This window comes from Chromobacterium fluminis, from assembly GCF_011602385.1.
Taxonomy (GTDB): domain Bacteria; phylum Pseudomonadota; class Gammaproteobacteria; order Burkholderiales; family Chromobacteriaceae; genus Chromobacterium; species Chromobacterium fluminis.
Map to the genome: position 1 here is coordinate 1 of NZ_JAAOMA010000067.1, position 16,319 is coordinate 16,319.

The 16,319-nt window shown below is 59.3% G+C and carries 11 protein-coding genes; 10 read left to right on the forward strand and 1 reads right to left on the reverse strand.

The features are described from left to right. Positions 1-342: 342 nt before the first annotated feature. From HA052_RS25400 to HA052_RS25425, 6 genes are all read left to right on the forward strand, one after another. Positions 343-516, forward strand: a complete 174-nt coding sequence (locus HA052_RS25400) for a hypothetical protein (protein WP_166454161.1) — start codon at positions 343-345, stop codon at positions 514-516. Beyond that, the gene (locus tag HA052_RS25405) at positions 513-821 is read left to right on the forward strand and encodes a DUF1484 family protein (protein WP_166454162.1); all 309 of its coding nucleotides are present in this window, start codon (positions 513-515) and stop codon (positions 819-821) included. Before HA052_RS25400 ends, HA052_RS25405 begins: the two co-directional genes overlap by 4 nt. Positions 822-831: 10 nt before the next feature. Then, complete coding sequence (locus tag HA052_RS25410) at positions 832-3,633, forward strand: toprim domain-containing protein (protein ID WP_206119052.1); 2,802 nt, start codon at positions 832-834, stop codon at positions 3,631-3,633. A gap of 1,020 nt (positions 3,634-4,653) precedes the next feature. Continuing rightward, a complete protein-coding gene (locus tag HA052_RS25415) occupies positions 4,654-5,277 on the forward strand; it encodes a hypothetical protein (RefSeq protein WP_166454163.1) in 624 nt (207 codons plus the stop codon). Between the two features lie 286 nt (positions 5,278-5,563). Continuing rightward, complete coding sequence (locus HA052_RS25420; RefSeq protein WP_166454164.1) at positions 5,564-6,733, forward strand: RES family NAD+ phosphorylase; 1,170 nt, start codon at positions 5,564-5,566, stop codon at positions 6,731-6,733. Between the two features lie 535 nt (positions 6,734-7,268). Beyond that, positions 7,269-7,709, forward strand: a complete 441-nt coding sequence (locus HA052_RS25425) for a GNAT family N-acetyltransferase (protein WP_166454165.1) — start codon at positions 7,269-7,271, stop codon at positions 7,707-7,709. A gap of 392 nt (positions 7,710-8,101) precedes the next feature. Here HA052_RS25425 and HA052_RS25430 read toward each other — a convergent pair whose 3' ends face one another. Continuing rightward, positions 8,102-9,514 carry an efflux transporter outer membrane subunit gene (locus HA052_RS25430; protein ID WP_240937573.1) on the reverse strand — a complete coding sequence of 471 codons (1,413 nt, stop codon included), beginning with the start codon at positions 9,512-9,514 and terminating at the stop codon, positions 8,102-8,104. A 77-nt stretch (positions 9,515-9,591) separates the two neighbouring features. On the opposite strand from HA052_RS25430, the gene HA052_RS25435 reads away from it, so the two are divergent. The 4 genes from HA052_RS25435 to HA052_RS25450 form a co-directional block, all read left to right on the forward strand. Next, the gene (locus HA052_RS25435; protein WP_166454166.1) at positions 9,592-10,146 is read left to right on the forward strand and encodes a TetR/AcrR family transcriptional regulator; all 555 of its coding nucleotides are present in this window, start codon (positions 9,592-9,594) and stop codon (positions 10,144-10,146) included. A gap of 24 nt (positions 10,147-10,170) precedes the next feature. Then, on the forward strand, positions 10,171-11,307 hold the full coding sequence (locus HA052_RS25440) for an efflux RND transporter periplasmic adaptor subunit (RefSeq protein WP_166454167.1): 1,137 nt from the start codon (positions 10,171-10,173) through the stop codon (positions 11,305-11,307). Then, complete coding sequence (locus tag HA052_RS25445) at positions 11,304-14,387, forward strand: efflux RND transporter permease subunit (protein WP_166454168.1); 3,084 nt, start codon at positions 11,304-11,306, stop codon at positions 14,385-14,387. Before HA052_RS25440 ends, HA052_RS25445 begins: the two co-directional genes overlap by 4 nt. 370 nt (positions 14,388-14,757) lie before the next feature. After that, the coding region (locus HA052_RS25450) for a GGDEF domain-containing protein (RefSeq protein WP_166454169.1) at positions 14,758-16,319 on the forward strand (1,562 nt) is incomplete at its 3' end.

A 16,319-nucleotide genomic window follows, 5' to 3' on the forward strand; every position in this document is an offset into this window, starting at 1 on the left:
CCCCACGCTTTAGAAATATCACCCCCGATGAAATGCGCGAACCTAATTCCCCACCCCCCCAAGCGAATTGACAAGCCCGCTCAATTGCTGCCCCATCTTTACGTCGCATTCAAAACAGCGACCGGGTTTAGCAGCCCGACACACATTGGCGGACACCCGCCACCATGGCGGCTTTTTTACGTCCGTACACCGCTATCGGTGCGCCCATTTTTCAATGGCGGGTCGTGGCGGGGATACCTTCGGGTATGCCGGTTCCAATGTGCCGGTCTGCTAACCCTGTCACGTGCCTGCCTCCCCCGTTTAGCAGCGGACGGCAGCCCCAACTACACATTGGAGGCCACCATGCCTAAGCTTTCCCGCGTCTTATCTCGCTTATTCCCCGCGTCCGTTATCCCTGTTTCCGTCTTGCCCAACGAGGCCGAAGCCCGTGCGCTCGCCGCCTTGCTGGTCGCCCAGGGTCAACGCGCCTTGATTCATCGCACCGCCGCCGGTTTCGCCGTGGAGGTGTTGGCATGAACGCCCTGATCCTGTCCGCCGTCCATCACCAACTGGCCCAGTTGCAGCAGCTGGCCGACACCCCCGAACATGCCGAGCTGCGCGAGCCGCTGAGTCAACTGGCCAGCCTGTGCCGCCGCATCGAACACACCGTCAGCGCCGGCGTCTCGCGCCTGACGCGTACCGGCGACGGCCTGCAGGGCTTGGTCGAGCTGCTGGACTGCGCTGAAGACCAGCCATTGCCGGCGCAACGCCTGGCCGGGCTGCTGGCGCCGCTGCAGCAACAAGTCATCGACGCCAGCGCCGACATCGGCCAACTGCTCTAAGGACAAGACCATGACCGCAAGAATCCCTCTCCCGCGTACCGGGCGAGACGCCCCTGGCTTGTCTGGCGGTGCGCCGACCGCGCTTGGCCAATGGTTCGACCAACTCAAGGAGCAGATCGACTTGCACGACCTGGCGGCCCGGCTGGGCCTGAAGCGTCAGGGCAAGGGCAACTATCACAGCCCGCACCACCCGGACAGCCACGCGTCGCTGTCGATCTTCGCCGACGGCCGCGGCTGGAAGGACTGGAGCGGCGACGCTGGCGGCAGTTGCATCGACTTGCTGCGCTACTGTCAGCCGGAGCTGGACACGCCATTGGCGGCCGCGCGCGTGCTAGGCGACTGGTACGGCCTGCCGCAACCCAAACCCGCCATGAAGGACAAGGCCGCGCCGGTGCGCAAGTCCACCCTCGACTACATCGGCGAGCGCTGCCTGGCCCAAGCCGAGGCGGCCATCGCCTACCTGACCGGCCGGGGCATAGACGAAGCGGTGATCCGCCGCGCCCTGCGCTGCAAGACGCTGGGCTGGAACGATTGGCACAGCGCCAAGATCGCCGCCGGCGAAGTCGGCCACGGCGGCGCGGCCGTCGCCTTCCTGGTGCGCAACGGCGGCCGGCTGGCGGCGGTGGATCTGCGCTATGTCGATCCGGCTTTGAACGGCGGCGTGAAGACCCAATGCCAAGGCGCGCGCGAGGGCCACGGCTGGTGCAGCGACCCGCAACGGCTGCAGCGCGCGCGCCTGGTCTATCTGGTGGAAAGCCCGATCAATGCGCTGTCGGTGGAGAGTTGCACCCCGCCGGACGTGGCGGCGCTGGCGCTGCGCGGCGTCGGCAATGTCGACAGCCTCGATTGGACGGTGTTGCGCGGCAAGGCGGTGCGGGTGGCGCTGGACCATAGCGACCCGGTGAACCCGGCCAGCGGCGTGCGGCCGGGGCTGGCGGCAGCCTGGCGCTTGTCGGAGAAGCTGACGGCGGCCGACATCGGCCATTTGCTGGTGGACATGCAGGACTGGGACGAAGGCGAAGACCTCAACGACGTGTTGCGCCAGCATGGCGCGGACGTGCTGCGCGGCCGGCTGCGCAAGCTGGAGGCGTGGCTGTTGCCCGGTATGCCCGGTGGCGGCGAACGGCTGGAGGGCACGCGACGGGTGCAACTCCCCGGCCATGACTGGGCGGTGTACTGGCGTTTCCGGGTGAAGGAGGACTTCACCCAGTACGTCGACGAGTTCAAGACAGACGACGACGGCAACCGTTCGGAGACGCTCGGCGACCTGTGTTCCTTCCGCGTGGCCAGCCTGTCGCGGCTGCGCATTCAAAGCCATCTGGCCACCATCAGCGGTGCGGCCGACCATCAGCCGGAAACCGTGTTCGGCGTCAGCGCCCAGCTGGCGCGGCATGGGGTGACGCTGCAGCGCGAAGTGGCCACCGACGACAAGCTGTACAACCTCGAATGGTGGAAAAGCCGCTTCGGTGCAATCTGGAAGCCGGCGCAGTTCCAGCGCCTGGTCAACCTGATGGAACGGGCCGCCGACCTGGGGGCGCGCGATGTGGTCAACTTCGTCGGCCTGGCGTGGAAGGCCGGCGCGCTGACGGCACAGGAGGGGCAGGACTGCTATTTCGTCGAGCCGCAGAAGCAATGCCTGTACTACAACCTGACCTTCCCGCGCGGCACGACGCAGCAGGCGCGCACCGTGATCCAAGCCTATCAGGACACCTTCCGCGACAATGCGGCCGCCATCCCCCTGGTGTGGGCCCTGGGCGCGCACCTCAAAACCCTGCTCGGCTTCTATCCGCACTTCCAGATGCAGGCCGAGAAGGGCTCGGGCAAGTCCAAGTTGCTGGAGAGCCTGCAGACCACCCTGGCGTTTCAGGTGCTGTCCGGGCAGATGCTCAAAACCGACCACCGCCGCCGCGCCTCGGTGTCGTTCACCTCGCAGCCGGTGGGCTGGGATGAATTCTCCAAGCTGCCCAAAGCGGTGCTGTCCGACATCGACGCGCTGCTGCAGTCGACCTATCGTTTCGAGTTCACCCGCGTCGGGGCCAGCCTGACGCCGTATCTAATGTGCGCGCCGGTGCTGTTGGCCGGCGAGGAAGTCGACGTCCAGAGCCTGCAGTCCAAGCTGTGCCGCAGCAGCCTGTCGGTGGCGCGGCAAGGCGCGCTGATTCCGCATGATCTGCCGGCCTTCCCGTTGTGGCCGTGGCTGCAGTTTCTGGCCGACGTCGAGCCGGCCCGGCTGCGCGACCTGCACCGCCATTACCTGGGCCTGTGCGAACGCCACAGCCGCGCCCCTACCGGCGACGCCACCGCGCGGCGGATGATGGAGAACTACGCCGCTCTGCTGTGCAGCTGGGCCTTGCTGTGCGAGTTCGCCGACCTCGACCCGCAGCAAGGCGGCTTCATCGAAGACCTGCTGGCCGAGATGAACAGCCATATCGTCGACACCGACGGCAGCCGCCTGCCCTGGGTCTGGATCATGGAAATCCTGCTGTCCGAGCTGGAGGCGCGGCGCTTCGACTACCCGCACTGCTGGGACCGGGTCAAACTCCCTGACGGCCGCAGCGAAATGGCGCTGTTCCTCCGGCCCAATCACGTGATGGACCATCTCTCCACCGCACCGCATCTGCGCGCCAAGTTCGACGCGCTGCCGGTGAAGACCGGCCGCATCTTCAAGCACCAGCTGCTGCAAAGCCCGGTGGTGCTGGCCGACGGCGTCGAGAAGACCATCCACGGCCGCCGCCAGGGCCACCTGACCGCGATCAGCCTGCCGCAACTGGAAAAGCTCGGCCTCTACGCCGCGCCGGACATCCAGCCCTAAACTACCCGCCCCTCCCCTCGACAGCCCGCCTTGTGTGGGCTGTCACGCATTCCCCCGCTCAAACTGCAAAACAGTGGAACCTTTTACACACAAAATATGACATTGACAACACAAGACCAGCGAGAACGGCCGGAAATCGCCGGTTTCCGCGCCATTGGGTAGGGGAGGATGTAAAAAAATTCCGTGGATTGACCCCGCATCACGACCTAAGTCATTGATTGTTGAGAACAACCCATCCACGGTTTGCCCTCCAAAATCCACGGTTTCCCCTCAAACTTCCACGGTTTGCCCCATTTCTTCCACATTGGGGTTTTACCCTTTTACGGCCTCTAAGTACTTCTTCTTATTTAAAAAACAAAGAGATAGAGATAAAAAGCAATGAAAAAGGAAGGAAAGGGCCATCCACGGTTTCAGAGCGCTGCTTAAAATTTAATCCACGGGTTTGCCAGCGGAAGTCGTGGAAATGGTGGATTCGCCCTTCCCTTCATCGCATTGATTTTATTGAAGTTTATGCGGAATCCACGGAATCGGGGGGAGAGTCCGTGGACAAACCGTGGATGAAAAACCGTTACAGGACAAAGACTTAAATCTCAATCCACGGTTTCGGGGGGATTTTAGGTGTGAGTGTCTGGCTGGGCGGTAGGAAAACCACGGCTTACAACCAACAGCTAACAGCCAAGAAATTCCATTCAAGTTTTCTTCCTTAAGTAGTCATTCGTCAAAACGTTATTTCTATTTTTATGTCATTCCTTGTTGGTTAGAAGGATAAATATTAAACATTTACTAGGAAGCACTCTTATGTCATTTCCTAACGCATCAGTATGGACCCGAGATACGTCTGATATAGCCAGAGAGAATATTAAGAGACAGTACAGCCCATGCTCGTTCTTTTGCTCTCAAGGAAAGACGTTGTGCCTCGCTGCAGAATATTTCAGCGATGACCGTCTATCAGAGATCGCACGCGGTGGGGTTGCTATCAAACATAGACACCGGAACCAGCTCGCTATCTTCGGCCAACTCATGGCAGCATTTGAATACATGCTAAAGGACTACGTAGCAAAGGCCATTGATGCGACTGGCGCATTTGATGAGCAGGTAAAAAAACAAGATTGGTTAGATGTCTCAACCGATCGAATTCTTTCACAGCGCGTGGCACAAACATCTATCGGTTCACTTCTGGTACATCCAACTCTTGGCTGGCACACGCCAGAAACTGTGAATACACGCTTCAAGAACCTTTTCAATGTTACTTTATTTAATCCAACTGAAATTCAAACCCTGAATACCCTTTGGGTTCTTCGTCATTCAGTTGCCCACAATGCTGGCTTTGTAACAGCACACGATGCGGCACGTATCAATCAACCAAGCCTAGCTGAGAAGGTCGCACATATTGATGAGGAATTTATTAATCAAACCTTTATTTTTTTAAAAGAAATTGCCGAAAGAACTGCCAACATATGTGGGAAGAGCATTCTCAAACGTTGGTTCATAACAGTCAAAGCCTATGGTGAAAACTATCCCCGTGATAAAGTTGCATACGAACGAATAAAGAAGCTTGCCAGCTGCATTAGTAGCCGTGTACAAGAACTACCCAAAATTACAGCTCCCATGTACGTTGCCGATTGGGCCATCTATACAGATTAGCTTCCATCCAAAAATCCGTGCGTCAAAACCTCCTGCACATCTGTTTCAGCGCTGTCATAAGTCTATCAATCATAAATTTTGTGAACTACCTAGGAGAGTTTGCATGAATTTTATCTGTTCAAATTGCGTTGGCGATCCCTACCTACGGCGCCTAGTTCAAGATACGGCTTCATCTGAAATATCTTGCAAATATTGTGATGGTGATAAGCCGTCTGTAGACCTTAGGAAGGTGGCACGCTTATGCAATGAAGTGCTTGACACGTTCTTCGAGGAGTCTAGCCACACTATGGCAGTCGTCCATTTCAACCGGACTCCCGCCGGAAAAGATCTACAGACAACAATCTCGGAGCTGACTGGTCTGCCACCAGATGCAGTCGATATCGTGATCGAGCATCTTACAAGTCTATGGTACGACGCAGGCTCCGATGAGTATCGATATGGTGATGATGAACCCTGGTTCGTTCCAAAATCATCAATGGCCGCGCAGCTCAGTCATGCCTGGCGGGAAATGGAAGAAAGCCTCCACTCTGATGTCCGTTACTTCAATCCAAAAGCGCAGGAGCTGCTCGACACCGTTTTCGGCGAGCTATCCAGTGACTGCGACAAGGAAGGAAAGCCCGTTGTCATAGATATTGGCCCAGGGACATCTTTAACTACGCTCTATCGGGGTCGAGTCTTCCAAACAGAAAAAGCGCTGATTGATGCGCTTCGTAGCCCTGAGCGATTGCTAGGCCCACCTGTTGCCGGTATTGGAGCCGCCGGTCGAATGAATGGACAAGGCCAACCCGCGTTTTACGGTGCCACAACTCCCGAGGTCTGCATCGCAGAGGTGCGCCCACCTGTGGACAGTCACATCGCACTTGCTGCTTTTGAAGTAATTCGCCCACTGCGACTGTTGGACCTCCGACGACTTGCAACAGTTGAGTTACCCGCAGGCACCAGTTTGTTTGATGCTACAACACGCTCTGCCACACAGCGACGAGACTTTCTCAGGACATTGGGCAATCGGCTATCGGCTCCTGTGATGCCCGAACTACAAAATCGAGACTACCTAGTCACGCAAGCCGTTGCAGACTATCTTGCGGCCCACCGTACGTTGAACGTTGACGGCATCATCTACCCCTCTGCACAAAGCCGCCACCCTGATGAACTACCTGCAGGTGATAACATTGTTTTGTTTCGAAAGGCTTGTGACGTGAGTGAGGCCGAAGGCAGTCATGCTACTGCGGAGGTCTCACTGTGGGAGTATGAGGAAGACGGCCCAGGTAAGTGGTTTAATCCTTCGATCCTGTTCATGGACCAAGAAGCACCAAGACATGAACAACGCTCAATGCATCCTTCGCTGTCTTTGAAGAAAGACTCCATTGTCATTCATGAAATTTGCGCTGTGCGCTATTGCAGCAAACCTTACCCAGTAGAAAGGGTGATGTCATTCAATGACCGCTACGATGGCTAACTGGATGCGATGAGCTTGACTTGATCGTATCGAGCAGTCCTATCTTCATCGGCTCCTTCCTTGCCCTTAAGCTATTTAGCCTGGGCTTACGCCCCACGGGGGAGAATTGGCTTGAATGCGATGATCGACCGGACGGCAGTGTACTGCCGGTAGCTTTGGCCACTTGTTGTAGGTGGCCAAGCTACATGAAGGGCCGCTCCAAGCTGATAACTGCCATAGGCTTTCAAACAGTAAAACTGACTGCAACGGGTCGAAAGCAGTCGCTCATACCAGAAAAAAAACAAATCTGGGGGTATCTAAAGGGGTATTCTATTAACGAAAAATTAAGAAATCGACTTATAAACAATTACTTTAGAAACCAATTCTATCCCTGTCGGGGCGCCACTTCTGCTTGCAAAGCAGATCACGCCACAAATCAAAAAGCCGCGTCCGGCAAATGGCGCGGCTTTTTTGCGTCCCGCTTGGCGCTGGCTAAGTTGCCCGTGCGGCAACGAAGCGCTAGATTGAGCGCCGAGTCATTCCGCAGGCCAAGACCATGCCAACCCCTCTCACAATACGAGCCGCGCAAGCGGCGGACCTGCCGGCCCTGGTCAACATCGACCCCATCGCGCGCGGGGCCCTCGGCCGCCGTCAGGCGCTGAACCACGCGATCGCCGCGCACAGCTGCTGGTTGGCCGAAGCCGAGGAGGTACTGGGCTACGGTATTCTGGATCGATCCTTTTTTCAGCAGCGCTTCATCCCGCTGCTGATGGTGGCGGAAGCCGCCCGAAATCACGGCGTCGCCAGCGCGCTGATGTTGGCGCTGGAAGCGCAATGCGCGGACGACAAGCTGTTCACGTCCGCGAATGAATCGAATGCGCCGATGCGGCGTCTGCTGCATAAGCTGAGCTATAGGGAAAGCGGCCGCATCGATAATCTGGACGACGGCGACCCGGAGCTTGTGTTCATGAAGCGGGCCGCGCTCCGGGCCGGCTAGCGCTGCGGCTGCGGCCAGCTGGACCTGGAATTGTCCCGCGAGGAAGCGCCCATCTCCGGCCGCATCGGCCAGGCCCTGATCACCGAGGGCGCGCTGGTGGGCGGAGCCGACGGCGCCCCGATGATCCGCATCCAACAGATAGACATAGGAATATGTAGACGTACGCCAGCCGGCGGCTGGCCTGCGCGACAACGGCGCACCCTAAGGCCTCAACGGTCGCATTCGGTTCTCCGGCGTCAACGTGGACGCCGGACCGGCGACGTGCTCAGTTTCAAAATTGCCTACAACGTTACAAGCAAGCCGCACCCCACGAGGGTTTTCGTGTTTTTCGTTCTATCTTTTCCACACCAGCCCCCAATGACTCAAGAGTGATTGTTGGAGCAACGCATGAATTAAATCGCGCCGGCAAACACTCTTCGCAAATTCACCGCCGCGGCCCATCGGGCACCCTCCGCCTGGCTCACTTCATCCTGTGCATGCAGATAATTGCGCCGGGCATCCAACACCGCGCTCTGATCACTCATCCCCGCATCGAACATCCGTCCCGCGTGACTGACTGCGACATTCCCTGCGGCCTCAGCCTTCCGCCACTCCCGCAACGAGACTTCAGAGGCGGTCCACTGCGCAAGCGCCGACTCCACATCCGCCAGTGCTTGCAACATGGTCTTCTCATACTCAGCCATCGCCTCCTTGGCTCGGGCCTCCTGTATCTTGATATTGCTGCGAATACGACCCCCATCAAGGATGGGCAACGATAGCGAGACACCATAAGCAAGCACAATTTGGGGAGACGCCCCTCCACCAACGAGCGCCGTCCTCTCACGCGATCCAGCCCAATCGATCTGCAGCTTTGGGTACACTTCCTTACGCGCCACTCCGACACGTGCTAAGGCGCCATCCAGGGCCCTGGCTTGGCGCAACACATCAGGGCGTCTTTCCAGCAATTCTCCAGGTAGCTTCAGGGCCGGAGGCGGAGGGGCCTCACCCGTGGCAAGCAGGCCCAGCACAGGAGCTTCGCCAACGCCCAGCAGCACGGCCAACTGACGGTGATGTACTCGCCGTTGACCATCCAACTGAGCGATGGTTGCCTGTTCTTGCGCCAGTTCAGTCCTCCAGCGCTCGACTTCCAATGCCGTGGTCTGGCCTGCGATGAACTTACGCTGGGCAACTTTAAGCTGATTTTCTGCCACCAAGCTCGCCTGTCGACGCCACTCCACTCTTTGCGCCAAGGTGCGCAATTCAAAATACGCAGCCGCCACATCAGCGGCCAGGGCGATCTGCGCGGCTTCCAGCGCATATTGGCTTGCTTGGGCATCCGCTTGGCTTGCGTCGACCGCTAATGCTCCACGACCAAATAGATCCACTTCCCAACTGGCACGCATGCCAACGCTACTGCGCTCTGTTTTTGGATCAAGACCATTATTCCTGCCGCGCTGCGCAGCCGCCACGGCGTCCAGTTGCGGACGGCGATCCGCCTGTGCCCTATCGGTCAATGCGCGAGCTTGCTCCAGACGAGCGGTTGCGATCCTCAAGTCTCGATTCGACGCCAGGGCAGTGCTGATCAGATCATCCAGTTCATGAATGCCAAAGCTATGCCACCAGTTGGTCGCATCGTATCCCTTACTGCCGGTCACAACTTCATTCCACTTGGCCGGCACAGCGACTGAGACTTTTCCAATTGATGAACTTGGCTGCATTGAGGTGCAGCCCGTCAAGCTCAGTACGGCACACGCGCCCACACTAAGTAGCATCTGACGAGTAATGCGCGGGGATCCAAAGCCCGAGACAGAAGATTTGGGATGCATCCGATAACTCCATGATTGACTAGTTGATTTCAACTACTATACTATACGTACAGTACAGTTAATGTAAAGGAATTATCTTGTCCTCGTCTAATAGCACCAACTCTCGCGACACTATCCTTGATGCGGCCGCCGCGATTCTGACTAAGCATGGCGTTAGCAATGTCAGCATCCAGGCCACCGCCACCGCCGCAGGCATCACTAAAGCGGGTCTGATTTACCACTTCAAGACGCGTGACGAGCTTTTGAGTGCGCTGCTTGAACGCATGGTGACTGAGCTGGATGCTCAAATTGGCCTTCCTGTCTCAGACCAGCCCCAAATCGTCTCTCCTCAGGCCAAGATCGCCGAGTTAGCGGACTTTACCTTCGACATGCCTGCTAGCCAGAAACAATTGCTCGCCAATATGTTGGTAGCTGCCACTGCACACCCGCACCTGCTTCCCCAGGTACAGGCATTGTTTTCCCGCGGCTATGACACCTTAGGCCGCAGTCCTAATCCCGCGCTCTTTCAATTGTTGTCATTAGCCATGGATGGCTTGTTGCTGCTCGAATTGCTCCAACTACACAAGTTCACACCAGATCAGCGCGCGGCTATGCGAGAGACGCTACTGGAGTTGGCGCGCGAATTGCCTTAACCCCCGCCCACTTGAGATTCAGTCATGCATTTACAACACTCTTTGCCTTCAATCAGCGCCATAACCTTAGCTGTGGCGGCATCCGCTTTTATGCTAAGCGCCTGCTCCCAATCTACGCCGCCTGCAACTGCGCAACCCAAAGTAGTCAAAACCGAGATTGTCGGCACGGCTCAGGCCCAAGCAGCAAGCAACCATTTTGTTGGCACTCTGCGTGCTCGTCAGCGTAGCGACCTGAGCTTTGAAACGGCTGGCCGCATTGTGGCTATCCAAGTTGAAGTAGGCGACCGCGTGCGCGCGGGCCAACTACTCGCACGATTAGACGAGGCTCCCGCGCGCTGGCGATTGGACAAAGCCGAAGCCGACCGCGCAGCCGCAGCGGCTACGCTCACGGAACGCAGTGCCCAGCTAGAACAGCAACAGGCATTGGCTCGTGACAAAATCATCTCCCCCACGGCCTTACAGTCCACGCAAGCCGCTTACCAACAGGCCCGCAGTCAACTGGACGCGGCCAACGCGGCCCTTTCCACCGCCCGGCGCGACTTAGCCCACAGTCGGATTACCGCCCCCTTTGACGGTGAGATCGTGGCTCGCCAAGCACAGCCATTCACCGATGTGGCGGCAGGCCAGAGCATCTTGCAAATTCAGTCTGGAAACCAACTTGAAGTTGTTGCCATGCTCCCGGAGTCGGTTACGCCCTCCCTTACCCCCGGCAGCAGCAGTGCACGCGGCAAAAGTGGGAGCGAGACATTTCCCCTATCGTTGGAGCGCTTGTCTGCGCGCAGCGACAACGGCTCTTTGGTGCAGGCTATCTTCCGCTTGCCGAAGACACCGACTACATTGCGCAGCGGGGGGGTGATTTCCGTAGAACTGCCCAATCTGCAAGCAACTCATAAAATCAGTCTGCCCGCCTCTGCGATCTTGCCGGCCCCACAACCGGGGCAAGCCGTGGTTTTCGTTCTGACCCCCTCCGGGAAACTACAGCATCGCACCGTCCACACCAGCACTGGCATGCAAAGCGGCGGCCGCATCACCATTACCCAGGGCCTCGCCACGGGTGAGCGTGTGGTCGTAGCCGGTGCGGCTTTCCTACATGAAGGTCAGCCCGCCAAATCCTACTCGTCGGAAACCTTGCTCCCATCCGTACAAGGGGCCGAGCGATGAGATTGACCGAAGCTGCTCTAAACAATAGCCGCCTGACTTTTTTTGCTGCCTTATTAGTCTTGGTCACCGGGGTTTTCGCCTTCCTGAGCTTCCCGTCACAGGAGGAACCCTCCACCACAATCCGTGACGCAATCATTTTTGTCTCCAACCCAGGCATGCCAGCGGAGCGCATGGAACAGCTAGTGGCCCGCCCGCTGGAAGAAAGACTGCGCCAGTTGCCAGAAATCAAGCACGTGACCAGCACGGTTCGATCAGGCAGCGTGGCGGTACGGGTTAGTCTGCGGGATGAAATCAAAGACCTGATTCCGGTGTGGCAACGCATGCGCGCCAAAGTGGGCGAAGCCACCCCATCGTTCCCTGCAGGGACATTGCCGCCGCAGATCAATGACGATTTCGGTCGGGTTGCCATCGCCTCAATCGCCATCACCGCCCCAGGCTTCTCCATGAGCGAGATGCGCGAACCGCTCAAGCGCCTGCGTGAGGGCATCTACGGTATTAAGGGGATTCAGGGCGTCAGTTTCCACGGTTTGCAGGACGAACGGATCTACATCGAGTTCGATCGCAATCGCCTGGCAGGCCTGGGGCTGGGCACCAGCGCGGCGATACAGCAACTTCAACAGCAAAACGTGGTGCTTTCAGGCGGCCAAGTGGTCATGTCCGGCCTAAACGCAGCGGTTGTTGCTTCAGGCGAAATACGCTCGATCGAAGCGCTGCGCAATTTCATGCTGACGCCTCCCTCCGGCCCTAACGCGGTAGCGTCCACCGTGCGCCTGGGAGACATCGCCCAGGTGAAAGTGCTACCCGCGGACCCTCCGGAATCCGCAGCCATCTACCGCGGAGAAAATGCCGTGGTGCTGGGTGTTTCCATGCGCCGAGGCCAGAACATCAAGGAACTGGGCAAGGAACTCAAGACACGGGTAAGCGAACTGCAAGAGCAACTGTTACCCACGGGATTCATGCTGGACTACGTCTCATTCCAAGCCGACGTGGTTGAGCATGAAATGGGCAATATGAACAGGGTGATGGAAGAAACCATCCTGATCGTGATGACGGTGGTGGTGCTGTTCCTTGGGTGGCGAGCGGGCATTATTGTTGGCAGCATCGTACCGCTGACCATCTTGGCCACGCTGCTGGTGATGCGCTCTCTAGACATCGAACTTCACATCGTATCGATGGCGGCGATCATCATCGCGCTCGGCCTACTGGTTGACAACGGCATTGTCATCGCCGAGGACGTAGAGCGTCGCTTGGCCGCTGGAGAGGAACGCAAATCTGCCTGCATCCAGGCCGGCAGAACCTTGGCCATTCCTCTGCTGACGTCCTCTCTCGTCATTATCTTCGCCTTCTCGCCATTCTTTTTTGGCAATACCACGGTCAATGAGTACCTCCGACCACTCGTGGTCGTCGTGACGCTGTCATTGCTTGGCTCCTGGCTACTGTGCCTGACCATTACGCCGCTGCTGTGCTACTACTTTCTCAAGGCCGGTCACCACGACAACGACGCCCCGGCGAAAGACAGCCGCTTTTACGCCGCTTATGCCCGAGTCATCCGTAAAGTACTAGACCACAAAGGCCTCATGCTGGCGGGCATGACCTTGCTGTTTGTCTGCTCCATGGGCCTGCTGTCGCAAGTGCCTACTGGCTTCCTGCCGCCCTCGGATCGTCCGCAATTTCAGGTTGTTGTCGAGCTGCAACCCGGCAGCGATGCCCGCAGGACTCAAACCGTTGTGCGCGATCTCAGCCGCTGGCTGAGCGATAAAAAAGCGAACCCCGAAGTCACCACCAGCATCGGCTATGTGGCGGATGGCGGCCCCCGTATCGTCCTGTCGCTCAACCCGCCATTGCCCGCCTCCAATATCGGCTATCTCACCGTCAGCGTTCGCGATAGCGATGAATTGGAAAGCATGATCCAGCGCACCCAGCAATGGATGTCCCGCAAGTACTCCGACGTCCGCGTGGATGCCAAACGCTTCTCACGCAGCACCAACGATGCCGGTCTAGTGGCCTACCGGATCAGCGGGCCGGACGAAGCGGTATTGCGCAATATCGGTCAACAAGTCCAAGCGGCGCTGCGCCCGCTGCCGGGACTGGTGCAAGTACGCAATGACTGGGGACCACGCGTTCCACGCGTGGATGTTGAAATCGATCAAGGCAAGGCACGGCGCCTGGGGATCAGCAGTGAAGACATCGCAACCTCATTAGGCATGCGCTATACCGGCGTGGAAGCCTCTGTGCTGCGCGACGGCGATACGCTGGTGCCGATGATTATCAGGGGCAGCAACGCCGAACGAGCCCATCCGGAAGATTTGGCCAACACCCTCATCTACCCGGCCAATGGCGCGACACCGGTGCCCTTGTCAGCGGTGGCAAGCGCGTCGCTTGCGTCCGAACCGTCAACCATCATACGACGCGACTTGGTGCGTACCCTCACCGTGGAGGGACGCAGCACCACGGCCACCGCGCAGCAGACAGCTGACCGCGCGGCCCCAAGCATCAAGCAAATCAAGTTGCCGCCCGGCTACCATATCGAGTTAGGAGCGGAGATAGAAGAAGCGGCGGACTCTAGCGCTGCATTGGAAAACTACCTGCCGCATGCGGTGGTAGCCATGCTGCTGTTGTTTATCTGGCAGTTCGGCTCCTTCCGGAAGTTGATGCTGATCGTAGGCATCATCCCGTTTGCCATGATCGGCGTTGCCCCTGCGCTCTTGATAGGCGGAGAACCCATGGGCTTCATGGCCAACTTTGGCTTACTCTCCCTGGCGGGCATCATCGTCAACAACGCTGTTTTGCTACTTGAACGAATTGAAGTGGAACTGGCCACCGGCAAGCCTATACGCGATGCGGTGGTAGCGGCGGCGGTGGCACGCCTTCGCCCTATCGTGATGACCAAGCTCACATGCGTAGCCGGCTTGGTACCGTTACTGATCTTTGGCGGCAGCCTGTGGGCCGGCATGGCATTGACCATCATGGGAGGCCTGCTGCTTGGCACGCTGATCACATTAGGCGTGGTGCCGGTACTTTATGAGCTGCTATTTGGCGGCCGGCTGGCAAGTTGGCTTCAGCGCCGTAGCCATCAGTAATGAAGGCGCCAAGAGGCTGTCATAGCCTCTTGCCTCCCTCCGAGGCCCTCACCAAGGCCTCGGAGCCTCTCTTCAGAACGTGTTTACGATCTCGCGAGCTAAGGCGAGACAAGGCGAAAATGGCTGAGAAAGCGGAATGTACGCGTGGTACATGAGCATTTCGAAACCGTTTTTAACGCTGTATCGCCCTAGCTCGCGAGACCTTGAACAGGCTCTTAGCGGGTCTAAGCGCCGCTGGCCGGCTGCCTCTCCCGTCTCCCCATTTGCGCGGCCCTAGTTGGCCGCGCTCTTTTTACCCCGCCTCCCGCCTTGCAATCCCGCGCCCGTGGATACAAACATAAAGCTGTACCCCCCCATTGGCCGCACCAAGATGAAGCTTCTCTCCTACCTCTGGCCGCGCAGTTTCCGGCTGCGGCTCAGCCTGCTGTTCGGCGGCCTGTTCCTGTTCGCCTCCTTGCTGGACACCGCGCTGGAACCGCGGATGAACCAGGGCCTGCTGCAAGACAAGGGCGAAGCCTTGCAGGCTACCGCGCGCGGCATCGCCAAATCCCTGGCCGCCGGCCTCAGCCAACGGCGGCGAGAACTCGCCCTGCACACCCAAACCCCCGTCTTCCTCAGCGCCCCGCTGGACAGCCCGGCGCTGCGCAGCGGCCTGGAACACATCAGGCTGCACAACCCGGACTACGCCTGGCTGGGCGTGATTGCGCCGGACGGCCGCATCGCCTCCGCCAGCGGCAGCCCGCCATCCCCGCGCATTGAATTCGCCGCCCCGCTGCATGACGAGGCCGGCAAGCTGCGCGGCGCGCTGGCCGCCCAAAGCGCCTGGGCCTGGGTGGCGACGCTGATCGCCGAACGCCTGCCGCGCGGCAGTGCCGGAGACGCGCCCCAAGTCTTCATCGTCAATCAAAACAACGCCCCCTTGTTTCCGCCCGGCGCACCCAGCCAGGCGGACATGCCCGCGCCGCTGAGCGGCCCCGGCTACCAGCAGGGCGACTGGGCGGATGGCGAAACCTACCTCTACGCCGACGCCGTGATAGACGACGCCCCCGGCCCCGGCTGGCGCGTCATCGTCCGCCAGCCGCCGCCGCAAGCGCCGGCCACCCTCAGCCGGCTGCGCTCCGCGCTGACCCTGCCCGGCTGGATCAGCACCCTGCTATTGATGGCCGTGGTCTACCGGCTGGCCGCCGCCTTCAGCCGTCCGCTGGAAACCCTGGCCCACACCGCCCAGCGCGTCAGCGCCGGCGATGAACAAGCGGACTGGAGCCTGCGCAGCGGCGCCCGCGAGCTGCAACAACTGGCCCAAGCCATGCAACAGATGACCGCCACCCTGCTGGCTCGCCGCGGCGAACTGGCCGCCGCCAACGCCGGCCTGGAGCAAAAAGTGGAGGAACGCACCGAGGCGCTGAGCGAAGCCAAACGCCAACTGGAAGAAAGAGCGGCGCAACTGGAACAACTGGCTCGCAGCGACGCGCTAACCGGCCTGGGCAACCGCATGGCCGCCGCGGAACGGCTGACGGCGGAATACCAGCGCTACCACCGCAGCCGCGCGCCCTACTCGGTGCTGTTGCTGGACGCCGACCACTTCAAACGCGTCAACGACAACCACGGCCACGCGGTGGGCGACCAAGTGCTGCAACAAATCGCCGCCGCCCTGAACGGCGCGGCGCGCGCCACGGACTTTGCCGCCCGCTACGGCGGCGAGGAGTTCCTGCTTCTGCTGCCGGACACCGACGCCGAAGGCGCGATGGTGCTGGCCGAACGGGTGCGCACGGCAATATCCGCTGCCTCCGACACCGTGGCCGGCGTCATCACCGTCAGCATAGGCGCGGCCACCGCCCGCGACGACGACGCCACCCACGAAACCATCGTCCAGCGCGCGGACGAGGCCTTGTATCGGGCCAAGGAGAATGGGCGGAATCGGGTGGAGGGGGC